This window comes from Streptomyces sp. NBC_01314, from assembly GCF_041435215.1.
Lineage (GTDB): Bacteria > Actinomycetota > Actinomycetes > Streptomycetales > Streptomycetaceae > Streptomyces.
In genome coordinates this window covers 7728090-7744733 of the sequence record NZ_CP108394.1, presented here as the reverse complement: position 1 = coordinate 7744733, position 16644 = coordinate 7728090, and the positions used below count along the sequence as shown (strand labels likewise).

The window sequence follows — 16644 nt, the reverse complement described above, 5'->3', positions numbered from 1 at the left end:
GCCGGACTGATCGGCGCGGCAGCCCTGCCGCTTCTCCGGCCGCGCGGCTGGGTGAAGCCAGTCGTGGCGCCACCGGAGCCCCAGGAGATCAGGCTCGTACGTCCCGCTGCTGAACCTCCTTGAGCACTTCGGCCACCGTCGCGAAGTCGTTGTCCACGTGGAGGACGGTGTACCCGTGGTGAACCGCGGTCGCGCACACCAACAGGTCGATCGCTCCTGCCACGCGATGCTGGCCCCGCTGGGTCAGCTTGTACTGGGCGGTGTCGACCCAACGCCAGGCACTCTTCGGAACGGGAGAGAGGTGACAGAGTGCGTCCAACTCCTCCGCGAGCTCGTCCCGGTGGGAGGAACTGGTTGCCGAGTAGAGAAACTCGGCGCGTGTCGGCTCGCAGAGATGGAACACCCCGGCGGCGATGTGTCCCTCCCAGGGCGGCAATGCTCCGGGGGTGCGGAACAGATGCCACAGGGCGGAGGTGTCGAGCAGGTATGTGATCACTCGAAGGCCTCGCGTCGGGCACGCTTGCCCGCGTCATGCGCCGCCGCGGCCTGCTCGAACTCACCACGCGCACCGCGTGCGGCCAGCTTCTCGGCGGCCTCAAGCCTCTTGATCCGGGCCACGTAGTCCCGCAAGGCCGCGTTGACCGTCTCCTTCTTCGTCGTGACACCCATCAGCCGCATGGCCTCGGCGAGTGCCTCGTCATCGAGATCAATCTGGGTGACGGACATCGAGCACCTCCAGCATTCATGATGTATGCCATCAAGATACATCACCAACATTGGAGCCCTCCACCGCTTAGGACCGGCTGCCGGAGGCGGTGGGGCGAAGCGGCCCACATGGCGTAACGCCACCAGCACCGCTCACTACGGCTGACTCGGTCCAGACTCACCGAGGCGAGGTTCCTGTGCCAACGTGAACAAAGACAACCGGCCAGGTACGGTCACCGCACCGGTCTTCTTCACGATCTTGGTCGTTCTCTGAGGATCAGCCGGTGGCCGTTCTCGTATCCAGGCACCGACTCCGACGCCGAGGCCCCCCGGATCAGGCGGAACCTATACACCACCCCACAGGACGCAACCCTCAACAACCCGCATCCGGCCGTGAGACCGGAGCGCAGACCACCCTTCACGGACACTTTCCGGGCACCGATGTCCTCACGCACCACGCCGTGGACGACCCAGCAAACCGGCGTCCTCGCCCCCTCGCAGCCCCCGCGTCCTGCCGGCGTCCCGAATTCACCGTTCCGGCCCTCAGACCGACCACCCTCCGAGGCCCGCACCAACACCAGGTCGGTTCATCCGCGCAGGTCAGCGGATTTCCAGCCGCCATAGACCGCTCCGGAACCAAACTCGCGAGCAGCGGATTCGGTCCGTTCAGGCAAAGTTGACGCCCCGGCACCCAAAAAAGAACGTTTCCGCAGGTCAGAGACCTGCGGAAGTGGGGCGGGTGGGACTCGAACCCACGGCCGACGGATTATGAGCCCTTTGAGGATCTTGGCGGGCCTTGTCGATCAACGCTCATCCATGACGTTTTCGCAGGTCAGCTGCGGCTATCCGTGTTGGGGCCAGTCAGCCCTTGTCAGTCCGTTCCTGTCCTTGCGGCCTCAACGCGGCCTCAATGAGGCCCGGCAGGATCGCGCTGAAGAGTCAGGAGACGATCGCGCCAGCCCAAAGACTGGAAGCGAACCCGGGCGCAGCGGATTTACCTTCCAACGCACAGAGGCTCCGCCCCTCTACTCGGACGCTGTTGGCGAATGCGGGCCTGTGCGTGACGTCGGCCTTCGAGACCTGGTTGTGGTCTTCAAGGCCGACGTTGCTGTTTGGGGAGGGTTCGGGTGCCGCTGCGGCCGCAGGAGCCTGGGGAAATTCCGGTGGAGACGGTGCGGATGGCGAAGGCCACATTCCCCAGGGGGAGTCTGACGATCCAGGTCCGGGGCGAGCTGGAGGTGATATTCCGGGACGAGTACTTCGCCGCCCTGTTCCCGGTACGGGGGAAGCCTGCCTGGTCCCCGGGGCGGCTGGCACTGATCGTGGTCTGCAGTTCGCGGACAACAAGCGTGTGACCTGCCCGAACGGTATCGCCAGCACGCAGTGGGCCCTGCGTGCCACCGCGATCGGACTGCCCGTCATCCAGGCGCGTTTCTCCCCGGCCGACTGCCGCCCCTCCCCCACCTGCACAACTGCGTCGGCTCACCCAAGGCCCAGCGCCGGGAGATCGTCGCGGGTGGCCATACCGCGAGGCAGGCCGCCTGGTCCGTGAGCGACCGGGGCGGTGCCGCTCAGGAAGTTCAGGGACAGGTTCTTCGGCTCAGTCGGCGAACTTGGCGTCTGTGAAGGCCGCGACCTCGTCGCTGTCGCCTTCGATCACCCACCACCGTGAGGGACCCAGCCCGTCACGGGACCAGTCGAGTACGACGTCAGCGCGCCCGTCTTGGTCGAAGTCCTGTACGGCTGCGAGCCGCGCCGGCCGCTCGGAGGCGGGGACTTCTTCGCCGCCGCCGTTGCGCCGCAGTGTGGTGGCCCCGTCCGTCGTCAGTCCGTCGGCGCTGCCGTACAGGATCCTGGCGCCGCCCGGGACGGAGATCAGAAGGTCGTCGCGACCGTCGTGGTCGAGGTCACCTGTGGAATAGCTTCCGGTCGCTCCCGGCTCGACGCGCCCGGGGGGACGGCCTCCGCCGTAGGTGAGGATGACGATGCCGTGCGCGGATTCGGTGTCGGCCTCCGGCTCGTTGTTGCGGTCGCCGCTGTCTCCGGTGGCGATGTCGCCCTTGCCGTCGCCGTCGAAGTCACCGAACGCCACTGAGCTGCCGGTCGGCAACGCCTGCGTGCGCGCCGTGAATCCACCGGGCCCGGCCCGGCCGTGCAGGAGCACGGACGGTGTCTGCTCGCCGTCTCCGTGGGCAGTGACGACGAGGTCGGTGGCGCGGTCGCCGTCCGCGTCGCCCGCGGTGAGGTAGAAGCCGCTGTCGTCGTAACCGAGGCCGGCCGCGCTGATCGGGTTCGGGCGGGTGGCACCCGTGCGGCGCGGCGTCCCTTCACGGGTGAACGGCCCGTACAGCACGCGGAGCCCAGCGCCGTCGCCCACGGCGAGATCGACTTGGCCGTCACCGTCGTAGTCACCCGGTACGCCCTCCAGCTTCGGGGAGGGAATGTCCTCGCCGGGACCGGTGGGGCCGCCCCAGATGACGTACCCGCCGGCCAGGATGTCCGCATGGCCGTCGCCGTCGAGGTCGGCGGTGCGGACCCCTCCCAGCGGCTGATCCAGGGACAGCTGCGTGCCGATGGGGTCCATGATGGTGCGGACGGCCGGGTCCGGTCCCCGCGCGGTGCCGTAGACCACACCGAGGTAGGCAGAGTGCCTGGCGCCCGGGTGGACGGCAGGCGCTGCGAAGACCAGGTCCGCGTAGCCGTCCCCGTTGACGTCACCGGCGACCTGGCTGCCGCTGCCGCTGGGCACGGGGGCTGTCGCGGAGGGTGTGGTCACCGGGTCCGCCGTGGCAGCCGACGAGTCGTCCCCGATCGCGGAGAGCAAGGCCACGACGGAGAGAATAAAGAGGGCGCACACGGCGATCGCCACGTTGGCCCTGACCGCGTTCTTGTTCACGTACACGTTCCCCTCCTCGTGCTCACGCCACAGCCCCCGGACCGTGGCCGCACAGCCTACTTTCAGCCCCGCGTCCGGATCATCACTGATATGCCGCCCCCCGTAAGGCGGGCTCGGCTCGTGACGGCGGAGCCGGCCGCCCCTGGACGAATCACCACTGGAAGGACGTGAAGACGATCAGACGGGCAGGACCAGCAGCATGCCGAAGGCTGGTGTCGACTCGGCTTGCTTTCAGGTGTGGACCAGGACCTGTCCGGTCGGCGGGGAGGGACACCGGGCAGGCCCTGGCGGATCAAGGGGACAGTTCGACTGGATTCGTTGCCCCTGTTGCAGGCCGCTATGGCTGAAGCCAGACCGCCTGGTCGGGTGCCAGCAGGCCGTCCTGAAGGGGACCGCTGGACAGCAGGATCGAGGTGTGGCCGGGTAGTTGGTACGCCTCACCCGAAAGGTTCACGACGCAGACGAACCCCGGGTCGCGGCGGAAGGCGAGGACTTTCGCGGGCGTGTCGAGCCAGGTCATGCTGCCGTCGCCGAGGGCGGGATGTTCGCTGCGCAGGCGGAGGGCTGTGCGGTACAGCTCCAGCATCGAGGTCTCGTCCCCGGTCTGTGCCTCCACGCTGCGCTCACCCCAGTTGGCGGGCTGGGGCAGCCAGGGGCCGGCATAGGCCTCGTCGGGGCTGAAGCCGAACGGCTCGGCCTGTCCTGACCAGGGGATCGGTACGCGGCAGCCGTCGCGGCCGCGGTCGGTGTGGCCGGAGCGTTCCCAGATGGGGTCCTGGAGGACGTCCACGGGGAGGTCCTCGACTTCGGGCAGGCCGAGTTCGTCGCCCTGGTAGATGTAGGCGCCGCCGGGCAGGGCGAGCATGAGCAGGGCTGCCGCTCGGGCGCGGCGGGTGCCGAGGTCCAGGTCGACGGGGCCCTGGGGCTGGTAACGCTCGTTGGGCACCCAGCGTGCGACGCTGTGGCGGGCGTAGCGGCTGGTGTGGCGCATGACGTCGTGGTTGGAGAGCACCCAGGTGGCCGGTGCGCCCACACCGTTGAGCATGGCGAGGGAGTCGTCGATGACCGTGCGGAGGTCCTTGGCGTCCCAGCTGGCCATGAGGAAGTCGAAGTTGAAGGCGGTGTGCAGGCCGCCGGGGCGGACGTAGGCGGCGAGGCGTTCGGGGGTGTCGGCCCAGGCTTCGGCGACGAAGGCGCGGTCGCCGTCGAACTCGTCGGCGACCTCACGCCAGGTGCGGTAGATGTCGTGGACCTCGTCTCGGTCCCAGTGCGGGTGCGTGGTCTGTTCCCGTGTCACGTCGGGCAGTTCGGGGTCCTTGGCGAGTCCGTGGGCGACGTCGATGCGGAAGCCGTCGACGCCCCGGTCGAACCAGAACCGCAGGATGGACTCGAACTCGGCGTGGACGTCGGGGTGCTGCCAGTTGAGGTCAGGCTGCTCGGGGGCGTACAGGTGGAGGTACCAGTCGCCGTCGGGCAGGCGGGTCCAGGCGGGGCCGCCGAAGCAGGAGATCCAGTTGTTGGGCGGTTGGGTGCCGTCGGGGCCGCGGCCGGGCCGGAAGACGTAGCGGTCACGCTCGGGGCTGCCGGGGCCCGCGTCCAGTGCCGCCTGGAACCAGACGTGCTCGTCGGAGGTGTGGTTGGGCACGATGTCCGGGATGATCCGGATCCCGTGCTCGTGGGCCTCCTCGATCAGCCGCTCCGCGTCGGAGACCGTGCCGAACAGCGGGTCGATGGTGCGGAAGTCGGCGACGTCGTAACCGCCGTCCGCCATCGGGGACTTGTACCAGGGGTTGATCCACAGGGCGTCCACGCCGAGCGACTTGAGGTAGGGCAGGCGGGAGCGCAGGCCGGTGATGTCGCCGACGCCGTCGCCGTCGCCGTCGGCGAAGCTGCGGATGTAGACCTGGTAGATGACGGCACTGCGCCACCAGGGCGAGGGCGTGGTGGAGGACATGTGCTGCTGAGGGTCCTTTGGTAGTGGGGGGAGAGAGCGGTGCGGCAGCCGGGAGTTACTTGGCCGCGCCCGCGGTGAGGCCGGCGACGATGCGGCGCTGGAAGAGGAGCACCATGATCACCAGGGGGATGGTGACCAGGACGCCCGCGGCCATCTGGCTGCCGAACGGGGTGTCGAACTGGCTGGCGCCGGCGAACTTGGAGATGGCGACCGGCGCGGTCTGGATGCTGGGCCGGTTCGTCATCGACAGGGCGATGAGGAACTCGTTCCAGGCGGCGATGAAGGTGATGATCGCCGTGGTGAAGATGCCCGGTGCGGCGATCGGGATGATGACCTTGCGGAACGCCTGGCCCCGGGTGCAGCCGTCGATCATCGCGGCCTGCTCCAGTTCGTCGGGCATCTGCCGGAAGAACGTGGTCAGGTTCCACACCGCCAGCGGCAGGGCGAAGGACATGCTGGGCACGATCATCGCCTGGTAGGTGTTGATCCAGCCGATGTCGGTGAACAGCTTCAGCAGCGGGACCACGATCGACACGACCGGGAACATCGAGGTGGCGATGATCAGGGTGAGGATCAGCCGCTTGAAGCGGAACTCCAGCCGGGCCATGGCGTAGGCGGTGAACGTGGCCAGCAGCAGCGCCAGGACGGTGGTGATGCCGGAGACGATCAGGCTGTTGAGGAGGGCGCGGCCGAATCCCTGGGAAGGGCTGAAGACCGCCTCGTAGTTCTCGAACGAGACCGGGGAGGGCAGCAGCGAGGTGTCGAAGATGTCCGAGGTGCGGCGCAGGCTGGAGACCAGCATCCAGTAGAAGGGGGCCAGGCAGTAGGCCACCACCGTGGCAACTCCCAGGTAGAGCAGCCAGGTTCGCCATTTCACAGTCGCGGTCATGCCGACACCTCCACACGGTTCCGCTTCGGGGCCCGTCGGAGCTTCTTCCTGCCCGGCCCGCCCGCGTCGCCGATGACGTCCGCGCCCAGCAGCCGTACGAAGCCCAGCGCGATGAGAAGGACGTAGACGAAGAGGACCACCGCGTAGGCGGCGGCGGGTCCGAAGCGGACGTTGGACGCCTCGTTCTGCGCGAGCATCGACAGGGTCTCCACCGAGTTCTTCTGCGCGCCGACGAGGAGGTACGGCAGGTCGAACATCCGCAGCGCGTCCAGACAGCGGAACAGCACAGCCACCAGCAGAGCGGGCTTCACCAACGGCAACGTGATGTGCCAGAACTGGCGCTGGGGGCTCGCCCCGTCCATGCGGGCCGCCTCGTACACCTCCTTGCCGATCACCTGCAGGCCGGCCAGGACCAGCAGCCCGATGAAGGGGGCGGTCTTCCACACCTCGGCGATGATGACGGCGATCTTGGCGTGGAAACCCTCGGTGGTCCACAGGATCTGATGACCGACCAGGGCGTTGGCGATGCCGTCGCTGTTGAAGATCCACCGCCACAGCAGGCCGGAGATGGCCGTGGGCACGGCCCAGGGAATGAGGATGCTCGCGCGGATCAGGGCCCGGCCGCTGAACGCCTTGTGCATGATCAGCGCCATGGCGACACCGATCACCGTCTCCAGGCCCACCGTGACGACGGTGAAGAAGGTGGTGTTCCAGAAGGCGTTCCAGAATCGTTCTCCGGCCTCGCCGAAGATGTCGGTGTAGTTCTGCAGTCCGACGAACGGCTCGGTGTCGCTGATGAAGCCGGTTGCCGGGTCCAGCCCCTTGGTCCCGTACAGCGACTCCCGCAACGCCATGATCGTCGGGTAGAGCACGACGACGGTCAGCACCAGCAGGGTCGGGGAGACCAGCAGGGCCGCCATCCGGCCGGAACCCGCTGTCGCCGACTTCCGGTCCCGCCGGGGCCTCGCCGGCCCGGCGGGCCGCCCGGCCCGGCCCGCTGCCGGTCCGGGCGGCCGGTCCGCGGCCTTCTCCGGTGGGGTCCCAGTGGCCACCACGCGCCTCCCTCTCACTGCGCCGAGAGCTTCTGCAGGGCTTCCTGCAGGTCCTTGAGCGCCTGTGCGCTGGACTTGTCGCCGTTCAGGGCCGCGTACGCCTCCTGCTGGATCGCCGAGGACACGTCGCCGTACTGGACCACCCGGGGGCGCGGCACGGCGTTCAGGATCGACTTCTTCAGCACCGGCAGGTACGGGTACTGCTTGACCAACACCTGGTCGTCGTACAGGTCCGCGTAAGGCGGGGCGGCCGAGCCCTCCTTGAGGAACGTGGTGGCGCTGTCGTGGTCGGTGAAGAACTTGATGAAGTCCAGCGCCGTGGCCTTGTTCTCGGCGAAGGAGGAGAGGGCCACGTTGTGGCCGCCCAGGGTGGAGGAGCCTGCCCCGGTCAGGCCGGGCAGCGGCGCGACCTCGAACCTGCCCTTGACCTTGCTCTTCTCGGCCAGCGAGTACACGTACGGCCAGCTGCGGAAGAAGGCCAGTTTGCCCGACTGGAACGCCTGGCGGCCTTCCTCCTCCTGGTAGGTGATGGCTTCCTTCGGGATGGTGCCGTCCTTGAAGGAGTCGACGAGGAAGTCCAGGCCCTTCTTCGCCGCAGGTGTGTCGACGTCCGGCTTGCCTTCGGCGTCGGTGACGACTCCGCCGGCGGAGTTCACGGCCTCGGAGAAGTTGACCGTGAGGCCCTCGTACTTCTGGAACTGGCCGGCGTAGCAGGACATGCCCTTGGCCTCGGGCAGCTTCCCGATCTTGGCGCAGGCGGCCTGCATCTGCGCCCACGTGGTCGGCGCGGCGCTGACTCCGGCCTTCTTCAGCAGGTCGGAGCGGTAGTACAGCAGGCCGCCGTCGGAGGACTGCGGGACCGCGTACAGCTTGTCGCGGTACTTGGTCGTCTCCACCACCGGCTTGAGCATCTCGTCCAGCGGGAACTGCGCGGCGGGCAGCTGGTCGATCCACTGGTGGGCGGCGAACTCCGAGGTCCACACCGCGTCCAGGGAGAGCACCGTGTAGGCGTCGGACTTCGTCTCGGCGTTCTGGATCATCTGCTGACGCTGCTGGTTCACGTCCGACGGCAGCTGGACGAAGGTGACCTTCTCCTTCGGGTGCTGCTTGTTCCAGCTGTCGATCACCTTCTGGACGACACCGGAGCTGTCCTTGGCGGCCGCGAACGTGATCGGGCCACGGCCCGAGAACGACGGACTCTTCGACTCTCCAGACGAGCCGGCGTCGTCGGAGGAGCCGCAGGCGGTGAGGACGAGCCCGGCGGCGACGAGCACGGCCGAGCACTGAAGGACTCTGCTGGTTCTGGCGTTCACTGTCTCTCCTGGACGTGCGGAACCGAAGCCTCGGCAAGGGCGCCCGGTAGGGAGGACTGCCAAGACTGACTATGAGACGGCTCTGATACGAGACTGTGCTGTCATAGCGCCTTGTAGATCAAAAGAGCAGGTCAAAGCCGCGAAGGATGGACTCACGGCGAGGACTTCGACTCCGCTGTGACAACGCTTGCACCGTAGGAGTGCACTCGACGGAAGTCAATGCGTAACGTCGGGTCGCACTCACGATTTAGGTGACCCACACCGCCAGATTCGGGGAACGTATCGCCCATTACGCCTTCAGGTTGTCCGTGACAGCGCTGCCACGCGGGGTCCCGTTGAGGGCTGAATCTGTGCTAGCTTCCGCTCATGTCACCAGCTCAGCGGCACCCCACGTTGGCCGACGTAGCCGAACGGGCGGGGGTCTCCCCGTCCACCGTCTCGCGCACCCTGCGCGGCCTGACATCGGTCTCACCCGAGGTCCGTGCCCGGGTCGAGAAGGCCGCCCGTGAGCTGAACTTCGCGGTCTCGCGGCAGGCGTCGAGCCTGGTCACCGGCAGGACCGGGGTGATGGCGGTGCTGGTGCCCACGCTCGACTCGTGGTTCATGGGAGCGGCGCTGTCCAGCCTGGGCCCGCTGCTGCGTGGCGCGGGCATGGAGATGACCGTCTACGTGGTGCCGGATCTGGCCGAGCGAGCAGCGTTCTTCGAACGCCTGCCTGCTCGGCGCAACGCGGACGCCCTGCTGGTCTTCTGCTTCGACCTCACCAACGACGAGACTGCCCGGCTCGACGACCTCGGCATGCCGGTCATCTACATCAGCCAGCACGTCGAAGGCCGCCCCAGCATCTACATCGACGACGCCGCCGGCGCGTGCAGGGCCACCCGCCACCTGATCAACCTCGGACACCGCCGGATCGCCTTCGCCCACACCGTCAACGCCCGTGGCTTCAGCTTCAGCTCACGCGATCGCCTTCTCGGCTACCGGCAGGCGCTCACCGAGGCGGGCATACCGCTGGACGACGACCTGGTCGTCACCACCCCGCCCCGCGACAAGCGAGGAACCACTCAGGCAATCGGAAACCTGTTGAGCCTGCGCGAACCACCCACCGCGATCTTCGCCGAGCAGGATGACCTGGCCGCCTCCGTCATCTCGGCCCTGCGCACTGTGCAGATCGAGGTGCCCGAACGGATCTCCGTCCTTGGCTTCGACGACCAGTTGATGGCCGAATGGCTCGACCTGTCCACCGTGGCCCAGTCCCCCTCCGACATGGGCCGAGCCGCCGCCGAACTGGCCCTGGAGCTCATCAACGACTCCGAAGCGGACCGAAGCCGGCACATCGTCCTGCCCACTCACCTGATCCCACGAGGGACCACTGCCCCGCCACCCAGCCCTCAAGGCGAGCAAGCAATCGGCGGGTAGCCGCACTTCGCGCCCCGGCTGGAGGTGTACGTCGTCAAGGCCGACACAGGCACCCTCGCCAAGCAGCAGGGCAGCACCTGCTGTACGAGCCGGGTCTCGTCCGGCACCGGGGCAGAGGAACCGGCCGCTGAAGGCTGCTGCTGATCCACCGATGAGACCAATCTCCACACCAGCAGCGGGGCAGTGAGTGGTACGAGAGACCGGTCACAGCCCCGTGTCGTGGTGTGGAGGTCGAAGGGCGAGTCAGCCCCCGGTAACCTGCTGCCGCGCATGGACGACGGACTTGAGCAAACCCTGTCCATAACCGCGGCGCTTCGCCTCAGCGCGGAAGGAAATCCAGAGCAGCGATTCCCCGGCGCACCGCCACCGCTGTCTCGTCCAGCAGACTGCGCTCGCGCACGCGCCAGTCCGCCTCAATGCGGAACGGATCCCCTTTGAAGCGGGGAAAGACATGAAGATGGACGTGGAAGACCTCCTGGAAGGCCGCCTCGCCGTCGGCCAGGAAGAGGTTGACTCCCTCGCACCGCAGACCGGACAGCCGTAGTGCGCGTCCGAGGCGATGCGCCACCGTCCAGACCCGCACACCGATGTCCTCCGGCAGATCCTCCAGTCCCTCCGCATGTGACTTCGGGATGACGAGCAGATGGCCCGGGGTCACGGGTTGGAGGTCCATGAACGCGATGACCCATTCGTCCTCGAAGGCGATGCTCGCCTCGGCCTGGCCTCGTGCGATCGAGCAGAAGACACATTCGTCGCCCGGCAATTCACCGCCCCCTCAACCTTCAAGACGTCTGTCTCGCCCCTTACGACACCACACGTGACCAGCCACGCCCAGCGAATTCCCGTCGACGAGGCAGTCCGGGTTCTGCCAGGCTGCCGGGCCGTGACCGCTTACGAATCGTTGCTCATCGGTGGTGGTGCGGCGTTGGCAAGTCGACCGTCGGATGGGAGGGGTCCGCGGTTCTGCAAGGGAGAGGAACGGCGCACTGCCTGATCGAGGGCGACTTCATGGACTGGATCCATCCAGCCCCGGACGACGATCCTCATCGCGCCGCCATCACGGAACGGAACATCGCGGCAGTCCGGTCGAATTACACCGCTCTCGGCCAGCGTCGCCTCATCTACACGAACACGGTGAGCATCCTTGAAGAGCCGATGATCAGCCGGGCCATGGGCGGAGGCGAGACCAGAGCCACCTGCGTTCTGCTCACGGCCGAGGAAGCGACCGTGCGGGAACGGCTCGCCCAACGCGAAATCGGGTCGCAGCTCACCGCGCACATCGAGCGGAGCCTGCGGGCGGCACAGCAACTGGACGAGAAGGCTCCGGCCGGCGCCGTCCGTATCCCGACCGACGGCCTGTCGGTCCAGGACATCGCCGTACGAGTGATCCAGGCGGCGGCTTGGTAGCGGCGACCGCCCTTCGTCCTCGGTGCTCGGGCTGCGCCACTGGGCCACGCATGTGGCGGCGGGGCCGCCGCCGGGTCGCCGCCGACTTCGGCCGACCGGTCGTCGCACCGGTCGGCCGGGTGAACCTCAGGAGTGCGGCGCCGAGTGTTCCTCGACGGTCAGTCCCGCAGGGGCTGTTACCGATTCGATTCGGCCGTCGGAGGCGATGGTGATGTCGAGTCGTTCTCCCGCGACGGTGAGCCCGGCGATGCGGAGCGCGCCGACGGGGAGTGGGCCTGTCGGCCGGAGGTGGAGGCGGCCGGCGGGGACGTCGGGATCGAGGCCGGTCATCGCGGTCATGAGGGCGATGGCTGCTGCCGCCGACCAGGCTTGTGGGCGGCAGGCGGCCGGGTAGGGGACCGGTGCGGGGGTGTCCGTGCGTGCGTCGCCGCCCCACAGTTCCGGCAGCCGGTACTCGAAGGCCGGGGCCGCTTCGAGGATGCCTTCGATGAGCCGGGCGGCGGCTTCAGGGTGTCCGGTGCGGGCGAGGCCGGTGACGGCGATGGCGGTGTCGTGCGGCCAGACGGTGCCGCAGTGGTAGCGCAGCGGGCCGTAGCCGCCGGACTTCGACGACATCGTGCGTAGTCCGTAGGCGTCGGACATGTCGGGGGCGGCTAGTCGTGCGGCGACGGTGGCGGTCTCGTCTGCGTTGAGGATGCCGGTGGCCAGGAGGTGGCCCATGTTGCTGGTGACGGAGTCGACGGGGCGGCCCGAGCCGTCGAGTGCCATGGCGGGGTAGGGGCCTCGCTGGTCGGAGACCCAGAAGCGTGCTCGGAAGCGGTCGGCGAGGTCGGATGCGAAGGTGCGCCAGTGTTCACCGTCGGGCAGGTGGAAGGCGTCGAGGAGTGCCGCTCCGGCGAGGGCTGCCTCGTAGGCGTAGCCCTGTACTTCGGCGAGAGCCAGCGGGGCTTCGGCGAGGCGGCCGTCGGCGTACCGGGCGGCGTCGCCGGAGTCCTTCCAGCCCTGGTTGGCAAGTCCGGTGCCGCTGTGGTCGATGTACGAGAGGAACCCGTCTCCGGCCCGGGCGGCGGCGTCGATCCAGCCGAGTGCCGCCACGAGTGCGGGCAGTAGCGGTTCGATGGCGGCGGTGGGCAGGCCCCAGCGCCATGCGTCGTGGAGCAGGCAGATCCACAGGGGCGTCGCGTCGACCGTGCCGTAGTAGACCGGCGGCAGGACAAGGCCCGTGCCGTCGTCGAAGACCCCGCGCCGTACCTCGTGGAGGATCTTGCCCGGCTCTTCCTCCGTCGCTGGATCGGTGCGGGTGCCCTGCTGGGCGGCCAGGGTGCGCAGGGTGCCCAGCGCGAGGTCGGTGCCCAGCGGCAGGAGCATCCGTGCGGCCCACAGGCTGTCCCGGCCGAAGAGCGTGAAGAACCAGGGGAGACCCGCGGCGAGGAAGGTGTCGCCGGGTGATTCGGCGGTGGCCATGCGCAGCGAGTGGAGGTCGTCCAGGCTCTGCGCGACGAGGGCGGGCAGGCGGCGGTCGTCGGCGGTGAGGCCCGGGCGCTGCCAGGTGGGGCGGGGGTCGGCGGCGGTGACGACTGCGGCCGTGTCGCAGACCTCGGCGGCCAGGTGCAGGTCGACGCTCTCGCCGGGCTCGACCGTGAGGGTCCAGGTCAGGGTGGAACGCTCGGCGTCGGGCGTCGCGCCGGGGGCGCTGACGGCGACGTCCACTGCCTGGTTGCCCCAGCGCAACACGCCTGCGCCGGAGAGCAGTTCGCCCGTCGGCTCGGCGGGAGACCGGGGCGGCAGGCCCGCCTTGGTGTGCTCCAGTGTCACGAGGTCTCCGGCGACCTCGACCCGGACGCTGAGATGCACCGGCGTCGTCGCGCTGGAGCGGACGGTCAGCTGTTCGGTGAGCAGGCGGGGGTTCAGGATGCGCCGCCGGTCGACCCGGACGGTCGGGTCGGAAACGGCGTCACCGAGCGCCCGGGCCAGGCCGACGAAACGGCTGCGGCCGGGACCGTCCGCCGCGGTCATGACCGCGACGACGGGCAGCCAGCCCTCGCCGTCGCTCTCACCCCCGCCCGCGCCGCCGACTGCCGAAGGCGCCTTCCCTATGTGCTCGCCGGATGGGGCGCAGACAGGGCGCAGCGTCACCCGCAGCAGACTCAGCGCCCGCATGTCGGCGTGGAAGAGCCCCTGTACGCCTGCCCCGGGGGCGGCGGCGTCGAGGTTGCCGTCCGGCGCGGACAGCACGACGGTCGGGGCCGCGAGGGTGACCGCGAGGTCGTGCAGGAGCGGCTGCCGCTGGGGTGAAGTCATGGAAGCTCCGTCCGGTGCCCTCGTGTCTCGTGGGCGGTTTGTGGGGGCGGGGTCGTGAGGCGATTCGTGACCGCGCCGACTCTTGACAGTCCGGGCGCGGATCGCCACAGTAACCGATCAGAACGCTAAATTTAACGTTCAAATCCAAGCGCGATGGCGTGACGATGCGGCACCGCCACAGCGATACGCTGCGGTGCTGTGAACTTTGTGGAGGTGGCTTCGCGATGGCGCGAGTAACACTCGAAAGCGTGGCGCGGCATGCCTCCGTGTCGATGCAGACGGTCTCCAACGTCATCAACGCGCCTCATCGGGTGCGGCCGGAGACGCTGGCCCGCGTGCAGGCCGCCATCGAGGAGCTCAACTACCGCCCGAACCAGGCTTCCCGGACGCTGCGGACCCGGCGTTCACGTCTGATCGGCGCGCGTATCGAGCCGCCGCGAGACGGTGTCAACGGTGCCGTCCTCGCTCACTTCCTCCAGTCGCTGACCGCCCGTACCCAAAAGGCCGGCTACCGGATCGTGGTGTTCACGGCCACCGACGACGACCACGAGTGCTCCCTGTACGAGCAGCTTCTCGACGACCACGACCTCGACGCCTTCGTCCTGCACGCCACCCACGCCGGCGACCGCCGGACAGCTTGGCTCTCCGAGCGCCGGGTGCCGTTCGTGACCTTCGGCCGTCCCTGGGGAGCCGAACCCGAGGCCCCCGAGCCGCACGGCTGGGTCGATGTCGACGGCGCGCAAGGAACCCTTGCCGCGACCCGGCACCTCATCGAGAGCGGCCACCGGCGCATCGCCTTCCTCGGCTGGCCGGAAGGACCGCAAGGATCAGAGGTCGGCGACGACCGGCGCAGCGGCTGGTCCACGCTCCTGGCCGTATCCGGAATCGGCACCCCCGCCGGCTACGACGTGGGCGTCCCCGACGGGCTCGAGACCGGCCGTGAGGCCGCCGCGGCGATGCTCGACCTGCCCACTGCGCCGACCGCGATCGTCTGCGCGAGCGACTCGCTGGCCCTGGGAGCCTGGACCGAGATCACAGCGCGTGGACTGCGTCCCGGTGCCGATGTCGCGGTCGTCGGCTTCGACGACTCCCCGACCGCGGCAGTCGTCGGACTGAGCAGCTTGGCGCAACCGTACGAGGAGGCCGCGGCCGCCTGCCTGCGGATGCTCCAGGAACTGCTGGCGACTCCGAAACCGCCGGTCGCCCCGCCCACCCCGATCCTGCTGCCGCCCCGGCTCGTCGTCCGGGCGAGCGGCTGAGCCGTCTCACCACACCCGCACCCTTTTCACCCCACCGAGCGGCTCCTTGAGCCCGTCCGGCGAACACCCGCGATCCCGCTCATGGCCACAGTGCGGCGACGGGACGCGGCACCCTCTACCACCGGCTCGTCAGGCCGGTCCCGCACAAGGAGATTTATCATGAGAAATCCGCGTACCCGCTGGGCTGTTGGTGCCGTCGCGCTGCTGTCGCTCAGCCTGTCGGCCTGTGGTGGCAGCGGGTTCGACGACAGCGGTGAAGGGGACGGCCAGGAGTCGTCCGGCCCCGCGTCGATCAAGGTCCTCATCGCCTCCAGCGGCGACGCGGAGACGAAGGCCGTCACCGGCGCCGCCCAGGGGTGGGCGACGAAGTCCGGCAACAAGGCGACCGTCACCCAGGCGCAGGACATCACCCAGCAGCTCGGCCAGGGCTTCGCCTCGAACAACCCGCCGGACGTCTTCTACGTCGACGCCAAGTTCTTCGCGACGTACGCCAGCGCGGGCAGTCTCGAACCGTACGGCGACAGCTTCGAGGGGAAGGACGACTTCTACCCCGCTCTGCGCCAGGCGTTCACCTACGACGGCAAGCTCTACTGCGCCCCCAAGGACTTCTCGACGCTCGCCCTGCAGATCAACACCAAGGCGTGGAAGAAGGCCGGCCTGACGGACGCCGACATCCCCACCACCTGGGAGGAACTGGCGGCCGTGGCGAAGAAGCTGACCACGGGCAAGCAGGTCGGCCTCGCGCTCGGCGACACACGCGACCGGATCGGTGCCTTCATGGTCCAGGCCGGCGGCTGGGTGACGAACAAGGACGCCACCAAGGTCACCGCGGACTCTCCGGAGAACCTTGAGGCCCTGAAGTTCGTCCAGTCGCTGCTCGCCGACGGCTCGGCCAAGTATCCCAAGCAGCTCGACTCCGGCTGGTCGGGCGAGGCCTTCGGCAAGCAGAAGGCCGCCATGACGATCGAGGGCAACTGGATCGCCGGCGCCATGAAGAACGACTACCCGGACGTCAAGTACAAGGCGGTCCCGCTGCCGGCCGGACCCGCGGGCGAGGGCACGCTCGCCTTCACCCAGTGCTGGGGCATCGCAGCGAAGAGCAAGAACAAGGCCGCGGCCCTCGACTTCGTCAAGGCGATGACCGCGAAGGACAGCCAGATGACCTTCGCCGAGACGCTCGGCGTGATGCCGTCCCGGCAGTCCGTCCAGGCCGACTACGTCGCGCAGTTCCCGCAGGACAAGGCATACATCGACGGCGCCGCGTACGCCCAGGCCCCGGTGAACGTCCCGAAGATCGACCAGGTGCTCATCGACTTCGACACCGCCCTTCAGGGACTGCCCAAGGCCGACCCGAAGGACATCCTCGCGCGGCTGCAGAAGAACGCGCAGGCGGTCGTAGGCCAGTGACCCGGACAGCCTGGATCCGGATACGGACAGAACGAGAGTGAA

Annotated in this window: 13 protein-coding genes and 1 pseudogene; 5 read left to right on the top strand and 9 right to left on the bottom strand. The window is 68.6% G+C overall.

Annotated features, from left to right (window positions below; translation table 11 throughout):
• Nucleotides 1-88: 88 nt before the first annotated feature.
• Both OG622_RS34155 and OG622_RS34150 read right to left on the bottom strand, forming a co-directional pair.
• On the bottom strand, nucleotides 89-496 hold the full coding sequence (locus OG622_RS34155; RefSeq protein WP_371580475.1) for a PIN domain nuclease: 408 nt from the start codon (nucleotides 494-496) through the stop codon (nucleotides 89-91).
• Complete coding sequence (locus OG622_RS34150) at nucleotides 493-726, bottom strand: type II toxin-antitoxin system VapB family antitoxin (protein WP_328365024.1); 234 nt, start codon at nucleotides 724-726, stop codon at nucleotides 493-495. The genes OG622_RS34155 and OG622_RS34150 overlap by 4 nt, the downstream gene beginning before the upstream one ends.
• 1157 nt (nucleotides 727-1883) lie before the next feature.
• On the opposite strand from OG622_RS34150, the gene OG622_RS34145 reads away from it, so the two are divergent.
• Nucleotides 1884-2060, top strand: a complete 177-nt coding sequence (locus OG622_RS34145) for a hypothetical protein (protein WP_371580474.1) — start codon at nucleotides 1884-1886, stop codon at nucleotides 2058-2060.
• 245 nt (nucleotides 2061-2305) lie between these two features.
• Here the strand turns inward: OG622_RS34145 and OG622_RS34140 are convergent, their stop codons facing one another.
• The 5 genes from OG622_RS34140 to OG622_RS34120 form a co-directional block, all read right to left on the bottom strand.
• Nucleotides 2306-3607, bottom strand: coding sequence for an FG-GAP repeat domain-containing protein (locus tag OG622_RS34140; protein WP_371580473.1), 1302 nt, complete (start codon nucleotides 3605-3607; stop codon nucleotides 2306-2308).
• A 331-nt stretch (nucleotides 3608-3938) separates the two neighbouring features.
• Nucleotides 3939-5555, bottom strand: coding sequence for a glycoside hydrolase family 13 protein (locus OG622_RS34135; RefSeq protein WP_371580472.1), 1617 nt, complete (start codon nucleotides 5553-5555; stop codon nucleotides 3939-3941).
• 55 nt (nucleotides 5556-5610) lie between these two features.
• Complete coding sequence (locus OG622_RS34130) at nucleotides 5611-6444, bottom strand: carbohydrate ABC transporter permease (protein ID WP_371580471.1); 834 nt, start codon at nucleotides 6442-6444, stop codon at nucleotides 5611-5613.
• Complete coding sequence (locus OG622_RS34125) at nucleotides 6441-7496, bottom strand: carbohydrate ABC transporter permease (protein ID WP_371580470.1); 1056 nt, start codon at nucleotides 7494-7496, stop codon at nucleotides 6441-6443. Before OG622_RS34125 ends, OG622_RS34130 begins: the two co-directional genes overlap by 4 nt.
• A 14-nt stretch (nucleotides 7497-7510) precedes the next feature.
• Complete coding sequence (locus tag OG622_RS34120; protein ID WP_371580469.1) at nucleotides 7511-8809, bottom strand: ABC transporter substrate-binding protein; 1299 nt, start codon at nucleotides 8807-8809, stop codon at nucleotides 7511-7513.
• A 366-nt stretch (nucleotides 8810-9175) separates the two neighbouring features.
• On the opposite strand from OG622_RS34120, the gene OG622_RS34115 reads away from it, so the two are divergent.
• On the top strand, nucleotides 9176-10228 hold the full coding sequence (locus OG622_RS34115; protein ID WP_371580468.1) for a LacI family DNA-binding transcriptional regulator: 1053 nt from the start codon (nucleotides 9176-9178) through the stop codon (nucleotides 10226-10228).
• 319 nt (nucleotides 10229-10547) lie between these two features.
• On the opposite strand, the gene OG622_RS34110 is transcribed toward OG622_RS34115, so the two are convergent.
• Nucleotides 10548-10991 carry an HIT family protein gene (locus tag OG622_RS34110; RefSeq protein ID WP_371580467.1) on the bottom strand — a complete coding sequence of 148 codons (444 nt, stop codon included), beginning with the start codon at nucleotides 10989-10991 and terminating at the stop codon, nucleotides 10548-10550.
• 120 nt (nucleotides 10992-11111) lie between these two features.
• Between OG622_RS34110 and OG622_RS34105 the strand changes: the two are divergent.
• A pseudogene (locus OG622_RS34105) lies at nucleotides 11112-11635 on the top strand (hypothetical protein).
• A 126-nt stretch (nucleotides 11636-11761) separates the two neighbouring features.
• Here OG622_RS34105 and OG622_RS34100 read toward each other — a convergent pair.
• Entirely contained in the window at nucleotides 11762-13936 is a 2175-nt protein-coding gene (locus OG622_RS34100; protein ID WP_371580466.1) for a glycogen debranching N-terminal domain-containing protein, read from the bottom strand.
• A gap of 224 nt (nucleotides 13937-14160) precedes the next feature.
• Between OG622_RS34100 and OG622_RS34095 the strand changes: the two genes are divergently transcribed.
• Complete coding sequence (locus OG622_RS34095; protein WP_371580465.1) at nucleotides 14161-15195, top strand: LacI family DNA-binding transcriptional regulator; 1035 nt, start codon at nucleotides 14161-14163, stop codon at nucleotides 15193-15195.
• Nucleotides 15196-15354: 159 nt separating this feature from the next.
• On the top strand, nucleotides 15355-16602 hold the full coding sequence (locus tag OG622_RS34090; protein WP_371580464.1) for an extracellular solute-binding protein: 1248 nt from the start codon (nucleotides 15355-15357) through the stop codon (nucleotides 16600-16602).
• The last annotated feature ends 42 nt before the right edge of the window (nucleotides 16603-16644 follow it).